Source organism: Reinekea sp. (genome assembly GCF_046710285.1).
In the GTDB taxonomy this organism is placed as follows: domain Bacteria; phylum Pseudomonadota; class Gammaproteobacteria; order Pseudomonadales; family Natronospirillaceae; genus Reinekea.
Genome location: NZ_JBKEGY010000001.1, coordinates 120,570 through 141,358 on the forward strand (window position 1 = coordinate 120,570; position 20,789 = coordinate 141,358).

Consider the following 20,789-nt stretch of genomic DNA (forward strand, 5'->3'; position numbering starts at 1 on the left):
ATTAAGGAATGGCCACAAAGTCAGAAGTGTTGGCTTTCATTGCAACGCCTTTGTTTATAACAGCCCAGTCAAGTGTGCGTTGTACTTTGCCTAACTCTGACATGGCTAACGTACCGGTGTTGCCATTAATTCTAACGTCAGAGAATATGGACATTTGTGGTAAGCGTGAATAAATTTTAAAGGCATCGAGGCCCAACGCGACAAGTGATGCATGGTTATTCAAGCTGTCGGGGAACACATCATTTACTTGAGCTTTCTCATCGTTTGAACTTAGACGCCAAGGTGTTTCAACAAAGCGGATGCCTTCAATGTCTTGATCGCGAGCTTTATCATTAACGCCAGAATAAACTGATGAAGTTGCAATGATCGGTAAGTTGGATGCGCGCTGGTAATCTAAAATGGGCTTGAGCTGGCGTGCTTGAGCCGGAAACGCGAGCATAAATACCGCATCAATATCTTGCCGGCGTCGAGTCTCGTAAACCAGTTGTGAGCCAAGTAGGCGCTGTAGCTGGTTATGACGCAATTCACTGGTATTGATATTTAGTGCTGATTTAATGGATCCAAGGTACAGATCTGGTCGGCTGCCATTAAATAGTGATTTGTTTGCAATCAGGCCGCCTTGGCGTTGCCAAGTATCAATAAAGGCATCACTAACCCGAATCCCCCAGTCACTATTGGGTGCTAGCACCAAAACATTTCGCACGCCTTCTTGCCAAATATCATGCGCAATTTGTATTGCTTCATCTTCAGGAGCTAAGCCGAATTGATAAAAGTTGTTACGCTTTTGAGATTGGGTGTCGGCGTAGTTCAAAGCCAGAACAGGTATAGGGAGCTCATCAGCCTGGCTGATTTGCAATACTTTTGATTTGGCTAAAGGGCCAATTATGGCCTGAGCCCCGCGGGTTATGGCTTGCTTATACAGGTTGACTACATTGTCGGTTGAGGCCGTGTCAAAGAAGCTGAGTTCAGGAACAACTTGGCCGTTTTGCTGTGCTTGATACCAAGCGGTTAGCAGGCCGTCCCTAATGGCGACACCCGCATTGGCCAGAGGCCCCGATAAAGGCAGTAGTACGCCCACATGCGTTGGTTGAGATGCTGCTATTTCTCTGAGTACTTGCAAGCTGGCGGGCAAGTTTTTTGCAGCTGGATGACTGCGGTGCTGCTTTTGCCAGTGTTCGATACCTGCTAGCAGCTGGTATAGATCATCACTTTGAGTGTGCCCGACGAGCGCTAAGTTGAGCCAGCCATTTAAGTCAGGGCTGGATTCTTGATTGGCGAGTAATTGTATTTGCTCAACAGGCACCAACTGTAAGTTGAACCAAATTTGATCGTGGTTGAGTTGCGCCATGCCATCGTCTAGAAGTGGGGCTAAGAAAATACGTTCGCGCGCGGCTGTTAGTGGCTTTCCTGCATATTCGTTAGCGGTAGCGCGATCTAGGCCAATAGTAATTTGATCGTCGAGTGGCAGACCATCAAATAGATAGGCATACTCGCCGCTGAGCCAAATTAGTGCTTGTTGGCCGTCGCCATTCGCGAGCGCAACATGTGCCTGAGCAAGGGCGTAGCGTGTTTGCTGGCCAGTATTCATTTGATCGAAAACAATACCGTCGAGCAATAACTCAGCCTCATCTATTTGATTGAGATCTAACAACGCATCGACAGCCGACAGCTGCTGATTTATCCTCGCTTGGGTTCCAGTTGAGTCTGATACCAAATCAGCGTCTAAACCATCAGGAGAAACCGCTTGTTGTGTGGCACAGCCAGCAATAAGGGCAATGAATGCTGGGATGACTAGCTTCGTTGTCAGTGACCAATAAGTTTTACGCATGATGTTATCAATAGTGTCTTTAAAATTTTGCACCATTTTACTCAAGTATTGAGTGAAAAGTCATGAATCATTAATAAAAGCAGCAGGGTTATGATTGAAAAACACGTGAAATCCGGTGAGATTTACATTGTATCGACACCAATAGGTCACTTAGATGACATTACCGAGCGTGCACGGCAGGTTTTGTGTCAGGTCGATCTTATTTGTGCGGAAGATACACGCCATAGTGGTCGCTTACTTGAAGCGATAGGCTCCAAGGTACCTATGATGGCTTTACATGAACATAACGAAGCTCAAAAGGCAGATTCCATCATTGAGCGGTTGGCTCAAGGTCAATCGTTAGCGTTGATTAGCGATGCAGGCACACCGTTAATTTCTGACCCAGGTTACGTGTTGGTGAACCATGTTATTGCTGCCGGCTATAGGGTTGTACCAGTTCCTGGTGTATCTGCGGTTGTGACAGCACTGTCGGTAGCAGGCTTACCGACCGATCGCTGGTTGTTTGAGGGTTTTCTACCGAGTAAGTCGAGTGCTCGAATAAAGCGCTTCGAGGCGCTAGAAAAGCAAAAATGCACGGTGGTGTTTTATGAAAGTAGCCATCGCATTGAAAAATCACTGGAAGATATGGTGTTAGTATTTGGAGATCAGCGGCCAGTATCAGTTGCGCGCGAGTTAACAAAAAACTTCGAAACCGTGTTGCGGGGTACGTTAGGCGAAGTGCTCGAGCAAGTTCAGGCCGATTCAAACCAGCAAAAAGGTGAGTTTGTGGTTGTCTTGGGTGGTTTTGTAGAAGAAGAAAAAGATCTACTAACCGACCCAACGATTATCTTATTGGCAAAAGAACTTCAACAAGCTTTGCCGCCTAAAAAAGCTGCGACCATTTTAGCCAAGGTTTTTGGCGGTCATAAGCGTGATTATTACAATCTAATCTTAAGCTTTGATCACGAATAAGCTTGCTATTGTGCTAAAAATCGGTATTTTGCTGCGCTGAGTCAGCCAGACAGTCGCCGCTTGCGCAAGCAGGGGGAGGAAAGTCCGGGCTCCAAAGGGTAAGGTGCCAGATAACGTCTGGGCGGCGTAAGCCGACGGCCAGTGCAGCAGAGAGTAGACCGCCTGCAAATTTATTTGTCGGTAAGGGTGAAAGGGTGCGGTAAGAGCGCACCGCGATTCTGGTAACAGAATTGGCATGGTAAACCCCACCTGGAGCAAGACCAAATAGGGTTCCATTGGGCGCGACCCGCGCTGGAACCGGGTAGGTTGCTTGACCGTAAGAGCGATTTTACGGCTAGATGAATGACTGTCCAAGACAGAACCCGGCTTATCGGCTGGCTCAAACTATGCCCCTTCCCTTGATTACAAGGGAAGGGGCACCTTTCTAAGCTAATCAACTATAGTTGTTTTTTAAGTATGCCAGTGCACTTGAGTTTAATGTGAGTGTTTAGTTATTTTATCTAAATATCCCATCGCGAACGCTGAAAATACAAACGTTAGGTGAATGATGACGTACCACTTAACGACTTCTGGATCTTTTTCTTTCAAATCCATAAATACTTTTAGTAGGTGGATAGAAGAAATAGCAACGATTGAAGCGGCGACTTTGTTTTTTAAACTGTTGGCATCGAGCTGACCTAACCAACTCAATTTTTCATCGTTTTCATCTATATCAAGCTTGGATACGAAGTTCTCATAACCAGAAAACATGACCATTACGATTAGGCCGCCTACTAAGGCAATGTCGACTAGTGAAAGTACAACAAGAATTAAATCCACTTCGGTCAAGCTGAATAATATCGGAAATAAATGAATCACTTCTTGAAAAAATTTTACACCTAGCGCAATTAGCACAAGGCTTAAACCTAAATAAATAGGTGCCATAACCCAGCGAGACGCGTACATCAACCGTTCAAAAATTCTTTCCATGAAGCTAACCTTATCGTTTATTTTTTAAAAAACGCATTGTTACTAAAGCGAGGGTCGGGATCAAGCGTTTATAAACGTCGCAGATCTCGGGTTAGTTGACCTATGCCCTAGCATATTTATCTTAATCTCTTGCTTGGTTCGTTGCAGAGTGCACACTTTGCCGATATCATTTTACATTAATGTGCGGAGCAGACTCTAAGTTAAGTAATGTTTGCCGCAGTGCAAATGTGCCATGAGTCATAAAGTGAGCCATGCCGACTCGCGCTTTTCCCTCTCTTATTTCATATAAGATAATTTCTGGCTTTCCTTAGGCGAAAAAATTCTAGAACTTAATGTATTACATTAACTGTCACTCGTAACTCCCCAATCTTATTTGTCTTTGCATTGTTAGCGATTACTAACTTGCAAATTTGTTTTGTGACCCACTTCCTAACTCTATGTTTTTAAAGGGTTTTTTATAGTGTTCGATAGAAGTGAATACTTGCTTGTGACTCATATGGGCACTATAGTGTCGAAATGTGGGTAAAAGTGGGTTGAAGTGGTCCGCCTGTGAATGTTAGTGGGTACTAACTATCGATTTAGACTGGGGAATATATGGCAACGGGTGACAACATTATGTTGAGAGGTGTTCACTCTTTAGCGTTAGATGCTAAAGGGCGTGTTGCCGTGCCTAGCCGTTACCGAGCAATCTTAGAAGCGGTTGCTAGTAATCAAATGGTTATTACCATAGATACTGAAGACAAGTGCCTACTTATATACCCATTGAAAGAATGGGAAGTTATTCAAGAAAAAATTTCAGCTTTATCCAGCTTTAGTAAGCCAGCCCGTCGTATTCAGAGATTATTGATTGGTCACGCGACCGATGTAGACATCGACAGCGCCGGCCGATTGCTAGTCGCTGGACCACTACGCGAATACGCGCAACTGGATAAAAAGGTAGTGCTAGTAGGGCAAGGCAACAAGTTTGAGTTGTGGTCTGAAGCGCTATGGGAACAAACACGAGATCAATACATTGATGAAGCTGGCGATGATGCCAGCATGACCGCCGAGTTGGAGCAAATTTCACTATGACGCAGCCTGTATTTTCACATGAAACTGTCATGTTGCATGAAACCGTTGATGCGGTTTTTTGTGGTGGTGGTGTTTATGTTGATGGCACCTTTGGGCGTGGTGGTCATAGTCGGCTATTGCTATCGCAGCTTGATGCCGATTCTATTTTGTATGTCTTCGATAAAGATCCGTTAGCGATCGCTTCTGCAAATGCATTGGCACAAGAAGATTCAAGAGTGCGAGTCATGCACTTTGGTTTTGCTCAAATGAAAGAAGAGCTAGCCAAAGAAGGTTTACTTGGCCAAGTTTCTGGCATTTTACTCGACCTTGGAGTGTCTTCACCTCAATTAGATGACGCTGCGCGCGGCTTTAGTTTTCGCGCTGATGGGCCTTTAGATATGCGAATGGACCCAACCACAGGGTTAAGCGCTGCACAGTGGGTTGCAACCGTAAGTGAAACGGACCTTGCTAACGTTCTTTATCAGTATGGTGATGAGCGTTTTAGTCGGCGTATTGCTAAAGCAATTGTCGCCGCGCGTGAAGCCCAAGCCATTACGACAACCTTAGAATTGGCTGAAATTATTAAGGTCGCTCATCCTAAATGGGATCATAAAAAGCACCCAGCGACCAAATCGTTTCAAGCGATCCGAATTCATTTAAATGGTGAGTTAACAGAGCTCGAAACGGTTTTGGCTGATTCTGTTGAGTTACTTAAAACTGGCGGTCATTTATCCGTTATAACATTCCATAGTTTAGAAGACCGAATGGTAAAGCAATTTATAAAGCGCCAAGAAAAAGGTCCTGAATTACCACCCGGATTACCAGTGCTTGAAGCCGATTTAGATATAACAATGAAGCCTTTGTTTAAATCAAAGAAAGCAAGTACTGCAGAAGTTGAGCAAAACGTACGCTCTCGAAGTGCGACGTTAAGAGCTGCCGTTAGGCTTTAGTGATGAAAAATAGTTGGGCTGCGAGGGCGGTTTTATTTGCTGAAATAGCAATCGTATTGGTAACGAGTTTTGGCTTAATAGTTAATACATACCATTCTCGACAGCAGTTTGCTCTATTAGAGCAAGTTAGAAGTGAGCAAAGAAGTTTGGAAGATCGATGGGCAAAGTTACTACTTGAAGAAAGTGCTTTTTCTTCGCCATCACGTGTAGAGCGTATTGCTCGAAGCGAGCTGAAAATGTACTTGCCTAGTTTAGATGACATAAAGGATATAAAAGAACTCAATGGGAAACGGTAGCATGGTGCAAACCCGCTGGAGATATATGACCGCGCAGATAGTGTTGCTAGCTTTGCTAGCGGCATTAGTTTGGCGCGTGGTCTATTTGCAGGTGTTGCAAAAAGATTTCCTAATATCTGAGGGTACTTCACGGTGGCAGCGTGTCGAAGTAATAAATGCGCCGCGCGGTATGTTAACGGATCGTAATGGCGATCCTGTGGCAGTCAGTACGCCGGTTATTTCTATTTGGGCGGATCCTCGTGAGATAAAAGCAGAAGATATTCCTGCGCTAGCGAAAGCAGTGGGTGTTTCAAGTAAAGTTCTTAAAACCAGAGCCGAGCAGCATCGCGCCTTTATGTATGTTAAGCGCCATATGACGCCTGAAGCTGCAAATAAAATTATTGAGCTAAATCTACCGGGTGTTTATGGCCAGTCAGAATATAAGCGTTATTACCCCGCAGGCGAAGTCGTTTCTCACGTGGTCGGCTTTACTGACGTTGATGATCAAGGCCAAGAGGGCGTTGAGTTGGCGTTTGATGCTCAATTGCAGGCAGTATCTGGTAAAAAAGAAGTAGTTCGAGATTTACTCGGACGGTCTGTTCGTGATGTTGGTGAGTTAACCGCTGCTCATCCGGGTAAAAACTTAAGCTTAACGATTGATCTTCGTTTGCAATACTTAGCTTATAGAGAATTAAAGCAGGCCATAGCCAGTTTTGGTGCGAAATCTGGCTCGGTTGTGGTGATGAATATTCATACCGGTGAAATATTGGCACTAGTAAATCAGCCCGGTTACAACCCAAATGACCGCTCAGTACTAGACCCATCGGCCTTACGCAATAGAGCGGTTACCGACTTGGTTGAACCCGGCTCAGTGATGAAGCCGATTACTATGGCGATCGCACTAGATGCAGGTTTAGTGGGTAAGAATACGAAAATAAATACTAGCCCTGGTTACATGAAACTAGGACGTTTTTCAATTCGTGACTTCCGAAACTACGGCACGTTAACAGCGACTGAGGTTATTCAAAAATCCAGTAACGTTGGTATTGCACGACTATCGGCCGATATTCCAAAGCAAACCTATTGGCAGACGCTTTATGATTTTGGTTTAGGTGATGCTATTGGCTTGGGCTATCCAGGTGAAGCAACCGGCTCAATCCCTAGTCCGTTAAATTGGGATGAAGTGACTCAAGGTGCGCTTTCATATGGTTATGGCATGGCAATTACGCCTTTGCATTTAGCGCAGGCTTTCGCAACATTGGCGAATGACGGAAAGCGCGTTTATGCAAAACTTATTAAAGATTCGCCGAGCCCAGATTATGTGACTCAGGTGGTTTCACCTGCGGCGGCTAGAACGGTTATTGATATGATGAAAACAGTGGTCGAGCCAGGCGGTACAGCACGGCGTGCGAATCTTGATTGGTACAGTGTTGCGGGTAAAACGGGTACGTCTCATAAAGTAGGTAGTGCCGGCTATGACGATTCAAAATACTTATCGTCGTTTGTCGGTATAGCGCCTGCAGATAACCCTGAAATTGTGACTGTTGTGGTAATAAACGAACCTCCTGAAGATCAATATTATGGTGGTGAAGTTGCAGCGCCTATTTTTAAAGGCTTTATGCAGCAAGCATTACCTTTGTTGGGTATAAAACCAGATAAGACCCCGTTACTGGCTCAAGGATATCGCTCATGAAATCGATGATGGAGTGGTTGCCAGAGTGCCCAGACTTAGCTGGCATTCAAGCGAGTCAGCTAACAATAGACAGTCGCGAAGTGACACGGAATACCATTTTTATTGCACTCGCAGGTTTTAAAGTTGATGGCCATGATTTTATTGATGATGCGATCGCAAATGGTGCCAGCGCGGTGTTGTGTGAAAAGCCAATCGAATTTCACAAATCAGTTCCAGTCTGTGTCGTCGAAAATTTAAAAGAACGATTAGGTGCACTCACGCATTCATTTTATAACAGCTCAACTGAACAAATGAGAATGATTGGAGTCACGGGAACCAATGGTAAAACTTCGACCTGCCAGTACGTTGCTCAAGCGCTTGATTATCTCGGAAAGCGTTGTGGAATTATCGGCACAAACGGCCAGGGTTTATGGGGACAATTATCTGAAACTCTAAATACAACGCCAGATGTCGTCAGACTGCATAAAGAATTAGCAAGACAGAGAGCACAAGGCGCAGAGTTTTGTGCCATGGAAGTTTCGTCGCATGGGCTTGATCAAGGTCGTGTAGATGGCGTGCTTTTTTCTACAGCGGTGTTTACAAATCTAAGCCGTGACCATTTAGATTATCACCTCACTATGGATGCTTATGGCAACGCCAAGTGGAAGTTAATGGTGTGGCCTAGCCTAAAAAATGCAATTGTTAATATTGACGATCAATGGGCTCGAGATCATTTAAGTCAAGTCAAGGCCGATCGAATTTGGACCTACGGAATTGAACAAACTGCAGATATCTGTGCAACTTCCATTCGTCCGCACTCAGCGGGTATTGATGCCACGGTTGAAACAGAGTTTGGTCATGTTGATTTAAACTTGCGCCTGTTAGGTCGCTTTAATTTAAGTAATGCACTGGCGGCTTTCGCTGTGCTACTTGCAGAAGGTATACCCATTAATACCGCTGCTCGAGTTATTTCAAATACGCACTCGGTTCATGGCCGAATGGAAATGATGCGAATGCCTCATGCGCCAGCCGTAGTTGTAGATTATGCCCACACACCAGACGCACTGACCAATGCCTTAAAAGCATGTCGTGAACATGTTTCTGGTCGATTAGGTGTTATTTTTGGATGTGGCGGTGATCGTGATACGGGTAAGCGTTCTCAAATGGCGGCCGCAGCAGAGGCCGGTGCCGATTTTATAGTGGTAACGGACGACAACCCGCGAAATGAGTCATCTGCCAAAATAATAGAGCACGTGTGTACGGGCTTTAGTGATCAAGCCGATTACCGAATTATTGCCGATCGTAAAGAAGCTATTTTGAAAACCCTGGATTGGTGCGAGCAAGATGATGTCATTCTGATTGCCGGCAAAGGTCACGAAAACTATCAAGAAATCGGTGGTGCTCGGCACACTTTTTCAGACCAAGAGACAGTTCAATTGTGGGAGGAAACACGAGATGTGGAGTAAACCTATGTTGTCTGATTTGGCCAGAAAATGTGGTGGCGAGTTAATGGGTGGAGATCAAGAAATCATTCGGATATCAACAGATACTCGTACGCTACAAGCAGGTGATATATATGTTGCACTTAAGGGCCCAAGCTTCGATGGGCACGGTTATATAGAAGCAGCGACGGAAAAAGGTGCTGTGGCACTTATTGTTTCATCCGCGGTTGAAAGCGAGTTACCGATAGTATTAGTGAAAGATACTCGACAAGCGCTAGGTTACATTGCGCAAATTATTCGTGAAGCGTTTAGTGGTCAAGTTATCGCGTTAACTGGCAGTGTGGGTAAAACATCCACACGCGCGATGTTAAAAGAAATATTTTCGATGCAGCCTGGTTTGTTATCCACTGAAGGCAACTTCAATAATGATATTGGTGTGCCTAAAACTTGGTTTGCACTCACTGAAGATCATCAGCGCGTATTGCTAGAGCTTGGTGCTAGTGCTCAAGGTGAAATTGATTGGCTATGCCAAATATCTAAACCTCATATAAGTTTATTGCTTAATGCAGGTGAGTCGCATACCGAAGGTTTTGGCGGTTTAGATGGTGTTCGCAAAGCCAAAGGTGAAATAATTGATGGAACTGACTTAGAAGGTGGGTGTGTTTTAAATCAAGATGACCCGCATTTTGGTCAATGGCTCAAACGTGCAGGCGATCGTAAAGTGGTGAGCTTTGGTAAACATACAGACGCTGACGTTTGCTTATTAAGTTACAGCGCTTCTTCGTATGGCAGCGAGTTTACGCTTGGGCTACCTGATGGTGATATTTCAGTGAGTTGGGGTATGTTTGGAATGCACATGGCAATGAATGCCGCGGCTGCTGCAGCAACAGCTTGGCTTGCCGGTGTATCGTCTTTGGACATTGCCGAAGGCTTAAGCAAAATGCAGCCAGAAGCGGGGCGTTTGCAGCCGCTTGAATCTAAGCATGGTGGTGCGCTTATACACGATGCCTACAATGCGAATCCTATTTCATTTATGGCAGCCATTGATGTTCTAGAGCAACTTGGCGATGACACCTTACTCATTGCGGGTGATATGGGTGAATTAGGTGAAGAGTCTACTAATCATCATCGAAACGTGGGTGATTATGCGCGCGGCAAAGTAAAAAATATTTGGAGTGTCGGTCGTCATGCTTTTCATATTACAGATGCATTCGGCGGTCACCACTTTGAAAGTATGTCAGATTTATTAGCGGTTTTGCCTTCAAAATTAGAAAGTACAACAGCGGTGTTGGTTAAAGGATCTCGTTCTGCAGGTATGGAACGTGTTGTAGATGTCTTAAAGAGGAACGACTAATGTTTGTATGGTTAACACCGTTTTTAGAGCAATTTGATGCCGGCTTTAGAGTTCTGCAGTACCTAACCCTGCGTTCTATTTTTAGTGTGTTAACCGCACTCATTGTTTCATTGATACTAGGTCCAAAATTAATACGACTATTAAAGAAAAACCAAATAGGTCAAGCAGTTCGCAGTGATGGGCCACAATCACATTTGACTAAGGCCGGCACGCCAACCATGGGCGGTGCGCTGATTATTATTTCCATATTAATTTCGACATTGTTATGGGCTGATTTAAGCAACCGCTATATTTGGGTGACCATTATTGTGACTGCAGGTTTTGCTTGGATAGGTTGGGTAGATGACTACCGTAAGGTGGTACAACGCAACAGCAAAGGCTTGTCGGCCAAGTATAAATACTTTTGGCAATCCATTATTGGTTTTGGTGCGGCCGTCTTTTTGTTTTACTGTGCCGATACCCCAAATCAAACCACTTTGTTTGTACCGTTTTTCAAAAGTATCGCTATTCCTTTGGGCGCCATGTTTATTGTTCTGGCTTACTTTGTGATCGTTGGTACCTCTAATGCCGTGAACTTAACCGATGGTCTTGATGGGCTAGCAATTTTACCTATTGTTTTAGTGGGTGGTGCGCTTGGTGTCTTTGCTTATGCAACAGGCCATTCAGTATTCTCTCAGTATTTACAAATTCCCTATGTTGCAGGAGTGGGTGAGCTAATTGTATTTTGCGCGGCAATGGTCGGCGCAGGATTAGGTTTCTTGTGGTTTAACACATACCCGGCTCAAGTTTTTATGGGTGACGTTGGGTCGTTAAGTTTAGGCGCTGCTCTAGGTGTAGTCGCTGTCATCGTTAGACAAGAATTGGTTTTATTTATTATGGGCGGTGTGTTTGTAGCGGAAACTGTCTCAGTAATATTGCAGGTTGCATCATTCAAGCTTACCGGTAAGCGTATTTTTAGAATGGCACCATTGCATCATCATTTTGAATTAAAAGGGTGGCCAGAACCTCGTGTTATTGTCCGATTTTGGATAATTACCGTCTTTCTGGTTTTAGTTGGCTTAGCAACATTGAAGATTCGTTGATATGACATTAATTGCAGCAGACAAACACTATTGTGTTGTTGGTTTAGGTCTCACAGGCATGTCCTGTGTGCGCTATCTTGCTGCGCGTGGAAAATCATTTTCAGTAATCGACAGTCGCATTAACCCTCCTGGTTTAAGCGAAATGCAACTGGAATTTCCGCAGATTGAAGTGATCACCGGTGGCTTTAACGAAGACTTTTTGGCCCGAGCTACAACACTAGTGATGAGCCCAGGTGTGGCTTTGGCTACACCAGAAATAAAACGTGCCGTTGAAAATGGTGCTCAAGTCACCAGTGATATAGAGCTATTTTTAAATGAGTTTTCTGGCAAAGTCATTGCGATTACCGGCTCCAACGCGAAATCTACTGTAACGCGCTGGTTGGGAGTTGCTATTGCCAATGGCGAACAAAAAGCGTTGATAGGCGGCAATATTGGCAATGCTGTATTGAACTTTGTTGACGATGATTTTGATGTGGCTGTATTGGAGCTATCCAGTTTTCAGTTAGAGTTGCTGCCAAAGTTGAATGCCGATGTGTCATGCATCTTAAATGTTAGCGAAGATCATCTTGATCGTTATGCTTCTATGGCTCAATACCAACAAGCGAAACAGCGTGTTTACTTTGGTACCAAGCACGCTATTTATAACCGAGCCGATGTTATGACGGCACCTTTAGTGCCCGATAGTGTAAAAGTAAGTTCTTTTGCATTAAATGAGCCCGATTTAGGTCAGTACGGAGTTCGTGAAGAAAATAATCAACGCTATATTGTTCAAGGCTTTAGCAACATTATTGATGTTACAGAAATAGCCTTACCCGGCGAGCACAACATTAGCAATGCCATGGCTGTGATCGCAATTGCCGATGCAATTGGCAATGATCGAAATGCAACGTTGCTAGCCTTGAGAGAATTTACTGGTTTAGCGCATCGTTGTGAAAAAATAGCCAACGTTGATGGAGTCAGCTACTTCAACGATTCTAAGGCAACCAATGTTGGTTCTACCTTAGCAGCTATAAGTGGCTTAGGGCTAGCGACTAAAAACATCATTCTTTTGCTGGGCGGGCAGGGTAAGAATCAAGATTTTAGCCCACTAATAGAAGCATGCGAACGAGTTTGTAAAATGGTTTATTGCTTTGGTGAAGATGCACCCTCACTCAATGCGTTAATCGTAAGAAGTGAGCGCGTTGAGTCAATGGATCAAGCGATGAAGTTGGCAAAAAATATTGCTCAACCAGGTGACATTGTATTGTTGTCACCTGCATGCGCCAGTTTCGATCAGTTCGATAATTTTGAGCATCGCGGTAATGCCTTTGTTCAATGGGTGGAGGCAAACGCATGACTGCGCAAGTTAGCTTCCCTATCGTAAATGATCGTTTAGCACGAGCTTATCAGCCGATGTGGCAACCAGATAAAGTATTGCTGGGTAGTTGTGCGGCATTGCTGTTATTTGGTTTAGTCATGATTGGCTCTGCCGGTGTTGATGTAAGTCAGCAGATGTTTGGTATTCCATATCACTTTGTTTTACGCCATAGCGTTTATTTGGTTTTAGGTTTGGTTTTCGCGGGAATCATTTCAGTGATTCCTGTGTCGGTTTGGCAAAACAGTAGTCCTTTGTTGTTACTGTTTGCTTTTTTACTGCTATCAATTGTCTTGGTACCGGGTATAGGTCAAGAAATTAAGGGTAGTAGACGGTGGATAGACTTAGGTCCTATTGGTTTTCAGCCGTCTGAATTGGGTAAGGTTGCAATGATCCTCTATGTCGGAGCTTATTTAGTGAGACGTAGAGACGAAGTGATAAGCAGTTGGTCAGGCTTTTTGAAGCCAGTTTTCGTTTTAAGCTTGATGTTGACTTTGTTGCTACTAGAGCCTGACTTCGGTTCAGTGGTTGTTGTAATGGGCACTATTTTGGGCATGTTGTTCTTAGGTGGCGTAAAACCAGGTCAGTTTTTCTTGGCGATGATCGCAGCCTGTGGTGCTGTTTCTATAATGGCCTTTTCACAAAGTTACCGTGTAATTCGCCTGTTAGCTTTTATGGATCCATGGGCACCAGAAAATGTTTATGGTAGTGGCTATCAGCTCACTCAATCACTTATCGCCTTTGGTCGTGGGGAGTGGTTCGGTGTGGGTCTTGGCAATTCTATGCAGAAGCTATTTTATCTGCCAGAAGCACATAACGACTTTATTGTGGCCATTATTGCAGAAGAATTAGGGCTTGTTGGCGTTTTGGCTTTGTTGTTTGTTTACGCAATTATGATTAAACGTATTTTTAAAATTGGTCGCTTAGCCGAATTGAAGAATAACTTGTTTGGTGGCTTTGTATGTTACGGCATCGGTATTTTGTTTAGCTTACAAGCTTTCATTAACATCGGTGTTAATACCGGCCTTTTGCCGACCAAGGGATTAACGTTGCCATTTATTAGTGCCGGAGGCACCAGTTTAATTGTCTGCATCGGGTTAATCGCAATTGTGAATAGAGTGTATGGCGAAACCTTAGCAATGGCAGATGCGAAGGTAGCTAAATGAATATCATGATTATGGCCGGAGGAACCGGCGGGCATATTTTCCCGGCTGCTGCCGTTGCTGAAGCATTAAAGGCAAATGGTAACCATGTTCAATGGTTAGGATCTCGACGGGGTATGGAGCAATCTATTGTTGAGAAGCTTGGATATAAGTTTCATGGGCTGCCTGTGTCAGCGTGGCATGGCGGTGTACTTCGCAAGCTTATGACGCCTATCAATTTGCTGCTTTCTCTATGGGCATGTTTTTGGTTATTCAGAAAAGAAAAGCCAGATGCCGTGGTTGGCTTTGGTGGATACCCTTCAGCTCCGGGTGGGTTAATGGCGACTTGGTTAAATATTCCTTTAGTGTTACATGAACAAAATGGCACGCCAGGGCTGACAAATAAAAAATTGGCTAAAAGTGCCAGCTTGGTTTTGCAAGCATTTCCAAATACGTTTGCGGAGCAACATCCAATTGTGGGTAATCCGGTTCGTAAAAATTTGACTAATTTACCGCTGCCGTCAACTCGTCAGACAGCAAAAGTTCAAAAGTTAAAAGTATTAGTTTTAGGTGGCTCTTTAGGCGCACAAGCCATTAACGAATTAATGCCGAAGGCAGTATCACTATTGTCATCAGAAATAAAAATTTGGCATCAAACAGGTAAGGGTAAAAAGGCATCAGTCAGCAAAGGTTACATCCAACCTGATGCCACAGTAAGCGAATTTATTGAAGACATGCATGACGCTTACACATGGGCAGACTTAGTAGTTGCGAGAAGCGGGGCTTCAACGGTATCGGAATTAGCTGCGGTCGGTCTGCCGTCCATTTTAATACCGTACCCTTGGCATGGCGACAAGCAACAATATAAAAATGCTCAATGGCTCAGTGATGCTAATTGTGCTGAAGTGTTAGAGCAAAAAACACTTACTGCTGAGAAGTTAGCGCAGAGATTGCAGTATTGGCAGGAACATCGCGATGAATTAGTCGCTCGAGCAGACAATGCTTGGAATATTGGTATAAGAGACTCGGCAGAAATTATGGTTGAACACATTAAAAATGTAGTAGGGAAACAGTTATGACTTTTAACTCAGAGAGAAGATCTGGTTTTCCTATTCCCGAAATGCGCCGTATTCGACGAATTCACTTCATCGGTATCGGCGGCGTGGGCATGTGCGGTATTGCCGAAGTATTGTTGAATCAAGGCTATGAAATATCTGGTACTGACCTTAAGTCTACACCAACAACCGAGCGTTTAAGTACACTGGGTATGGTGATTAATTTTGGTCATAAAGAAGCTTATGTACTTGGTGCTGATGTTGTTGTGGTCTCCTCAGCAATCGATAAAGAGAATGAAGAAATTAAGTGGGCAGTTGCACACCGTATTCCTGTTGTACGCCGAGCTGAAATGTTGGCTGAGTTAATGCGTTATCGGCATGGAATCGCAATTGCAGGTGCGCATGGCAAGACGACGACGACCTCATTGATGGCCTCGGTCATGACCGGAGAGGATTTTGATCCAACCTTCATTATTGGTGGCAAGCTGAACAGTGCCGGCAGCAATGCACGGATAGGAACTAGTCGGTACTTAGTGGCAGAAGCTGATGAAAGCGATGCGTCGTTTTTACATTTGCAACCCATGACGGCCATCGTTACTAATATCGATGCAGATCACATGGGTACTTATGGTGGTGATTTTGAAAATCTTAAGAACGCCTATGTAGAGTTTTTGCACAACGTCCCATTCTATGGTTTGGTTGTTTTGTGCTCAGATGACGAAAATATCCAGTCGATCATGCCGCGCATCAATCGACCTGTGATGACATTCGGTTTAAAAGACGATGCCGACGTGCAGGCCGTTAATATCCGCAAACAAGGGTTAGTGACGCTCTTTACAGTTAAACGACCCAATAAACCAGAGCTTGAAGTTGAATTAAAAATGCCAGGCGATCACAACGTGTTGAATGCACTGGCGGTAATTGCCGTGGCCACTGATGAAGGCGTGACTGACGAAGCGATTGTGAATGGTTTGAAAAATTTTGATGGTGTAGGTCGACGTTTCCAGGTCAATGGTAATTTTGATACGCCAAAAGGTCAGGTGATGTTGGTGGATGACTACGGTCACCATCCTCGGGAGCTTGCTGTGACGTTTGAAGCCATAAAAACGGGCTGGCCAGAACGTCGCTTAGTTGCTGTGTTTCAGCCTCATCGCTATTCGCGGACTCGTGACCTATATGAAGATTTTGTTGAAGTACTATCGCAAGTGGACGTATTAATTCTACTCGACATTTATAGCGCAGGTGAAGACCCAATTGCGGGTGCCGATGGCCGAAGTTTATGCCGTAGTATTCGCCAGCGTGGTCGGGTTGATCCAATATTTGTTGAAGATAAAGAATCAATATTCTCGATACTCACTGATGTATTGCAAGACGGTGATTTATTGTTAACCCAAGGTGCCGGTGATGTAGGTGCTTTGTCATTGCGAATAGCAAATAGCCAATTAGGGTTTAAAGTTGATGAATAAAGTTGCTGTTATTTATGGTGGAATGTCTTCAGAGCGCGATGTCGCTTTGATGAGTGGCCAAACGGTAATAGAAGGGCTTAAAGAAGCTGGCTACGAAGTGGTCAGTTTAGATATGCTTGATACGGAAATGCTTGTTCCATGGTTAAAAGAGCAAAAGCCCGATGTAGTATTTCCAGTATTGCATGGCGGTGTTGGCGAAGACGGTACTTTGCAAGCCGTTTTACAGTGGCATGGTTATGCATTTACCGGTAGTGGCGTCATTGGCTCTGCAATCGCCTTGGATAAATATAGAAGCAAACAAATATTTCGAGCTGCGGGTTTGCCGACCGCTGATTGTATTGTTGTTAACTCTGTAGCTGCAGCAAAGGAAGCAGAAACGACGCTAACTTATCCGGTGTTTGTTAAGCCAGCGACGGAAGGCTCAAGTATTGGAATTAGTCGGGTTAATAGTAAAGAAGAGCTTGTACCAGCAGTTGAAATAGCCTTGCGATACGATACAGACATATTGGTCGAACAATTTATAGACGGACCAGAGTACACCGTGGGTATTGTTGGTGATGAATTATTGCCAGTTGTGTCGATGAAGTCGACTACAGAGTTTTATGACTACGAAGCTAAATATATAAGCGACGACACTATTTACGATATCCCGAGTGGTTTATCTGATGAGCAAGAACAGTATGTGCAAAATGTCGCCAAGTCTGCTTTTGATGCATTGGGTTGTCATGGTTGGGGCCGAGTGGATTTAATGATGAATCATCAAGGAGAGCTGTTTATTTTGGAAGTAAACACGATTCCTGGCATGACGAGCCATAGTTTGGTGCCGATGTCTGCGCGTGCAAAAGGTTGGACCACCGCGCAGTTAATGAAAAACATAATTGATACAATTTAGGTAGCAGGTTGGCAGCAAAAAAACGTAAAAGCAAAGGCGCTACACGGAGGCAGTCGCCGATAGACATCAAACCTTGGTTAAAGCCAATAGGGTTGGGGTTAATTGTCATGCTTTTTGTGAGTGCATTGTTGGTGGGCGGCAGTCATATTGGTCCAATTAGTTGGACACCAATGCCGGTTAAGCAAGTAAGTTTAGACTCAGTGTTGGTTTATCAAAATAACGAAGATTTTCAATATGTAGTGGCGCCGTTTATCGGGAAAAGTTTACTCGTAACCGACGTTGAAGAAGTACGAATAGCAGTGCAGCGCTTACCCTGGATATCAAGTGCTGCAATAGGTAAAAAATGGCCGGATACCTTAGTTGTATCGGTAACAGAATATCAGCCAGTTGCACTTTGGAATGGCCAGCGAGTTTTAAACAGTGAAGGTTTGGCTTTGGAGCGACCGGTTACTGAAATGACATTAGCGCAGTTAAATGGACCAGAACAAAAAGCACTAGAGGTCATGGAACATTATTTACAGTTTTCAAGGGTTATCGACAGTGTCGACTCCCAAGTAAAGAAGGTAACATTGCACTCTAGGGGTGCATGGGAATTGCAGATTACCGATGGCATAAATATAGCTTTAGGTGATCGGAATGTATTAGAAAGATCGAGGCGCGTTGTAGATGTAATCAAAGCGCACGATAAATTGGACCACGTAAAGTCGATAGACGCTCGGTACCCAAATGGCGTAGCCATTTTGTATCATGAAAATGAAGAAATTGAGGTGCAACAATGACATCACCGCTGAAAGGACAAATGCTGGTTGGCTTAGATATCGGTACATCTAAAGTCGTTGCCATTGTCGGAACAGTGACAGCAGAAGGTGGCCTAGAAATAGTTGGGCTAGGATCACACCCTTCTCGCGGACTGAAAAAAGGCGTCGTTGTAAATATTGAATCAACGATCCAAAGCATTCAACGTGCTATTGAAGAAGCAGAACTTATGTCGGGTTGTGATATTCACTCGGTATATGTCGGAATTGCTGGCAGTCATATTAGTAGTTTAAACAGTAATGGCATTGTTGCTATCAAAGATAAAGAAGTGGTTGAGGCAGACCTTGAAAGAGTGATTGATGCCGCGCGTGCTGTCGCAATTCCTGCGGACCAACGCATTCTGCATGTACTACCACAAGAGTACATAATTGATAGTCAGGAAGGTATTAAAGAACCTTTGGGTATGTCTGGTGTTCGCCTAGAAGCGAAAGTGCACATGGTCACGGCGGCGCAAAATGCAGTTCAAAATATCGACAAATGTATTCGACGTTGTGGGCTGGATGTAGACCAAATTATTTTAGAACAATTTGCCTCCGCTCAAGCAGTATTAACCGATGACGAAAAAGAGTTGGGCGTTTGTTTGGTAGACATTGGTGGTGGTACAACCGATATCGCTATATTTACAGAGGGCGCAATTCGTCATACCTCGGTAATTCCAATTGCAGGCGATCAGGTGACAAATGACATTGCAATGGCCTTTGCGACACCTACGCAACACGCTGAAGATATAAAAATCAAATATGCTTGTGCCTTGTCTCAACTAGCTGGAGAAGGCGAAACTATAAAAGTACCTAGTGTCGGCGACCGCAGTGCGCGTGAGTTAACGCGACAAGCATTGGCGGAAGTAGTAGAACCTCGTTATGAAGAATTGTTTTCGTTAATTAAATCAGAACTACGACGCAGTGGTTTCGAAGACATGATTCCAGCGGGTCTGGTTATGACAGGTGGCACAGCGAAAATGGAAGGCGCGGTTGAATTGGCTGAAGAAGTCTTCCATGTGCCGGTCCGATTGGCATCACCTCAAGGCATGTCTGGTTTATCAGACGTTGTGAATAATCCTATTCATGCCACCGGTGTAGGTTTGTTGCAATACGCGTTGCAGCAGTTGCACTCAGGTAAAAAGTTACCATCAAAAGCAAAGCACAAGCAAAAACATAAACACCACCACCAGCAGTCCGGTTGGGAGTCGTTTAAAAACTGGATTGCGAATACGTTTTAGTAGTAAAAAATCAGTGTCGGTCAGGCGGCACTTAAAATAATAGTAAGGAGTAGGATATGTCTCAATTTGAAAATGAAACCAAGAGCGGTGATCTATTTACCTTGGTAGATGATCAACCACAAAGTGCGGTTATTAAAGTATTTGGTTGTGGCGGTGGCGGCGGTAACGCTGTTAAGCACATGCTTGAATCCCGAGTTGAAGGGGTTGAGTTTATTTGTGCGAACACAGATGCTCAAGCGCTTCGCAGTGTCAATGCTGAAATACAGGTGCAGCTTGGACAAACAATTACACGCGGGCTAGGCGCAGGCGCGAACCCAGAAATTGGTCGCCAATCTGCACTAGAGGATCGTGAAAAAATCGCAGAAATTATGAAAGGCGCAGATATGGTCTTTATTACCGCCGGAATGGGTGGTGGTACAGGCACGGGCGCTGCACCGGTTGTTGCTGAAATCGCTAAAGAATTGGGTATTTTAACCGTGGCCGTTGTCACCAAGCCATTTCCTTTTGAAGGCAAGCGCCGGATGAAAATTGCGAATGAAGGGCTTGATGAATTGCGCCAACACGTTGATTCATTGATTACTATTCCCAATGAAAAGCTATTGTCAGTGCTAGGTAAAAAAGTCACACTGGTTGATGCGTTTGCAGAAGCTAACAACGTTCTGTTAAATGCAGTTCAGGGTGTCGCTGATCTCATTGTTCGTCCTGGTACCATCAACTTAGACTTCGCCGACGTGCGCACAGTAATGTCTGAAATGGGTATGGCGATGATGGGCTCTGGTCGCGCTTCTGGTGAAAACCGAGCGCAGCGTGCTGCTGAAATGGCTATAAGAAGCCCATTATTAGAGGATGTTGATCTATATGGCGCAAAAGGCATTTTAGTTAACGTTTCTGCTGGAGTTGATCTAGGCTTAGACGAGTTTAGTGAAGTCGGTATGACGATTGAAGACTTTGCCTCTGAAGATGCGACCGTGGTTGTCGGTACTGTAATTGACCCAGAGTTGGGCGATGAGATCCGAGTAACTGTCGTAGCCACAGGTATTGGCGAAGCGCAGCCAGCAACAATTAATAAGCCTAAAGTTGCGGTAGATAACACTCGTAAAGCTGACGGTAGTGTAGACTATAAGAAATTGGAGCGTCCGACGATTAGTCGTTCAATGGATGCTGCAGCTTCTTCAGCGACCAGTAATAGAGATGAAAAGCCTGTTAAAGGCGCGAAAGATTTGGACTATCTTGATATTCCAGCTTTCTTGCGCCGACAAGCCGATTAATTTT

18 protein-coding genes and 1 other RNA gene are annotated in these 20,789 nt (G+C 44.4%); 17 read left to right on the plus strand and 2 right to left on the minus strand.

Annotation, left to right across the window (positions count from 1 at the left end; all coding sequences use genetic code 11):
• Nucleotide 1 precedes the first annotated feature (1 nt).
• Nucleotides 2-1,828: a penicillin-binding protein activator gene (locus tag ACI882_RS00595; RefSeq protein WP_411744095.1), complete on the minus strand. Its 1,827-nt coding sequence runs from the start codon at nucleotides 1,826-1,828 to the stop codon at nucleotides 2-4.
• A 90-nt stretch (nucleotides 1,829-1,918) separates the two neighbouring features.
• Between ACI882_RS00595 and rsmI the strand changes: the two genes are divergently transcribed.
• Both rsmI and rnpB read left to right on the plus strand, forming a co-directional pair.
• Nucleotides 1,919-2,779: a 16S rRNA (cytidine(1402)-2'-O)-methyltransferase gene (gene rsmI / locus ACI882_RS00600; protein WP_411744096.1), complete on the plus strand. Its 861-nt coding sequence runs from the start codon at nucleotides 1,919-1,921 to the stop codon at nucleotides 2,777-2,779.
• A gap of 37 nt (nucleotides 2,780-2,816) precedes the next feature.
• Nucleotides 2,817-3,165: RNase P RNA component class A (gene rnpB / locus ACI882_RS00605), an RNA gene on the plus strand.
• Nucleotides 3,166-3,253: 88 nt separating this feature from the next.
• On the opposite strand, the gene ACI882_RS00610 is transcribed toward rnpB, so the two are convergent.
• Complete coding sequence (locus tag ACI882_RS00610; RefSeq protein ID WP_411744097.1) at nucleotides 3,254-3,748, minus strand: TIGR00645 family protein; 495 nt, start codon at nucleotides 3,746-3,748, stop codon at nucleotides 3,254-3,256.
• A gap of 615 nt (nucleotides 3,749-4,363) precedes the next feature.
• Here ACI882_RS00610 and mraZ point away from each other — a divergent pair.
• Genes mraZ through ftsZ form a run of 15 tightly spaced genes read left to right on the plus strand, consistent with a single transcriptional unit; the run spans nucleotide 4,364 to nucleotide 20,785 of the window.
• Nucleotides 4,364-4,819: a division/cell wall cluster transcriptional repressor MraZ gene (mraZ, locus tag ACI882_RS00615; protein WP_411748429.1), complete on the plus strand. Its 456-nt coding sequence runs from the start codon at nucleotides 4,364-4,366 to the stop codon at nucleotides 4,817-4,819.
• Nucleotides 4,816-5,748: a 16S rRNA (cytosine(1402)-N(4))-methyltransferase RsmH gene (gene rsmH, locus ACI882_RS00620; RefSeq protein ID WP_411746189.1), complete on the plus strand. Its 933-nt coding sequence runs from the start codon at nucleotides 4,816-4,818 to the stop codon at nucleotides 5,746-5,748. Before mraZ ends, rsmH begins: the two co-directional genes overlap by 4 nt.
• A gap of 2 nt (nucleotides 5,749-5,750) precedes the next feature.
• Nucleotides 5,751-6,044: a cell division protein FtsL gene (ftsL, locus tag ACI882_RS00625; protein WP_411746190.1), complete on the plus strand. Its 294-nt coding sequence runs from the start codon at nucleotides 5,751-5,753 to the stop codon at nucleotides 6,042-6,044.
• Nucleotides 6,045-6,069: 25 nt separating this feature from the next.
• Nucleotides 6,070-7,716, plus strand: coding sequence for a peptidoglycan D,D-transpeptidase FtsI family protein (locus ACI882_RS00630; protein ID WP_411746329.1), 1,647 nt, complete (start codon nucleotides 6,070-6,072; stop codon nucleotides 7,714-7,716).
• On the plus strand, nucleotides 7,713-9,161 hold the full coding sequence (locus ACI882_RS00635; RefSeq protein WP_411746330.1) for a UDP-N-acetylmuramoyl-L-alanyl-D-glutamate--2,6-diaminopimelate ligase: 1,449 nt from the start codon (nucleotides 7,713-7,715) through the stop codon (nucleotides 9,159-9,161). The genes ACI882_RS00630 and ACI882_RS00635 overlap by 4 nt, the downstream gene beginning before the upstream one ends.
• Nucleotides 9,151-10,491 carry a UDP-N-acetylmuramoyl-tripeptide--D-alanyl-D-alanine ligase gene (locus ACI882_RS00640; protein WP_411745670.1) on the plus strand — a complete coding sequence of 447 codons (1,341 nt, stop codon included), beginning with the start codon at nucleotides 9,151-9,153 and terminating at the stop codon, nucleotides 10,489-10,491. The genes ACI882_RS00635 and ACI882_RS00640 overlap by 11 nt, the downstream gene beginning before the upstream one ends.
• Entirely contained in the window at nucleotides 10,491-11,573 is a 1,083-nt protein-coding gene (gene mraY, locus ACI882_RS00645; RefSeq protein WP_411745669.1) for a phospho-N-acetylmuramoyl-pentapeptide-transferase, read from the plus strand. Before ACI882_RS00640 ends, mraY begins: the two co-directional genes overlap by 1 nt.
• Nucleotide 11,574: 1 nt before the next feature.
• Nucleotides 11,575-12,909 carry a UDP-N-acetylmuramoyl-L-alanine--D-glutamate ligase gene (gene murD / locus ACI882_RS00650; protein WP_411745668.1) on the plus strand — a complete coding sequence of 445 codons (1,335 nt, stop codon included), beginning with the start codon at nucleotides 11,575-11,577 and terminating at the stop codon, nucleotides 12,907-12,909.
• On the plus strand, nucleotides 12,906-14,093 hold the full coding sequence (gene ftsW, locus ACI882_RS00655) for a putative lipid II flippase FtsW (protein WP_411745667.1): 1,188 nt from the start codon (nucleotides 12,906-12,908) through the stop codon (nucleotides 14,091-14,093). The genes murD and ftsW overlap by 4 nt, the downstream gene beginning before the upstream one ends.
• Nucleotides 14,090-15,148 (plus strand): undecaprenyldiphospho-muramoylpentapeptide beta-N-acetylglucosaminyltransferase, encoded by a 1,059-nt coding sequence (gene murG, locus ACI882_RS00660; protein ID WP_411745666.1) that lies wholly within the window; start codon nucleotides 14,090-14,092, stop codon nucleotides 15,146-15,148. Before ftsW ends, murG begins: the two co-directional genes overlap by 4 nt.
• The gene (gene murC, locus ACI882_RS00665) at nucleotides 15,145-16,590 is read left to right on the plus strand and encodes a UDP-N-acetylmuramate--L-alanine ligase (protein ID WP_411746331.1); all 1,446 of its coding nucleotides are present in this window, start codon (nucleotides 15,145-15,147) and stop codon (nucleotides 16,588-16,590) included. The genes murG and murC overlap by 4 nt, the downstream gene beginning before the upstream one ends.
• On the plus strand, nucleotides 16,583-17,482 hold the full coding sequence (locus tag ACI882_RS00670) for a D-alanine--D-alanine ligase (protein WP_411744503.1): 900 nt from the start codon (nucleotides 16,583-16,585) through the stop codon (nucleotides 17,480-17,482). The genes murC and ACI882_RS00670 overlap by 8 nt, the downstream gene beginning before the upstream one ends.
• Before the next feature lie 8 nt (nucleotides 17,483-17,490).
• Nucleotides 17,491-18,261, plus strand: a complete 771-nt coding sequence (locus ACI882_RS00675) for a cell division protein FtsQ/DivIB (protein ID WP_411744504.1) — start codon at nucleotides 17,491-17,493, stop codon at nucleotides 18,259-18,261.
• Nucleotides 18,262-18,281: 20 nt separating this feature from the next.
• On the plus strand, nucleotides 18,282-19,517 hold the full coding sequence (ftsA, locus tag ACI882_RS00680; RefSeq protein WP_411744514.1) for a cell division protein FtsA: 1,236 nt from the start codon (nucleotides 18,282-18,284) through the stop codon (nucleotides 19,515-19,517).
• 56 nt (nucleotides 19,518-19,573) lie between these two features.
• The gene (gene ftsZ / locus ACI882_RS00685) at nucleotides 19,574-20,785 is read left to right on the plus strand and encodes a cell division protein FtsZ (protein WP_411744505.1); all 1,212 of its coding nucleotides are present in this window, start codon (nucleotides 19,574-19,576) and stop codon (nucleotides 20,783-20,785) included.
• Nucleotides 20,786-20,789: the final 4 nt, after the last annotated feature.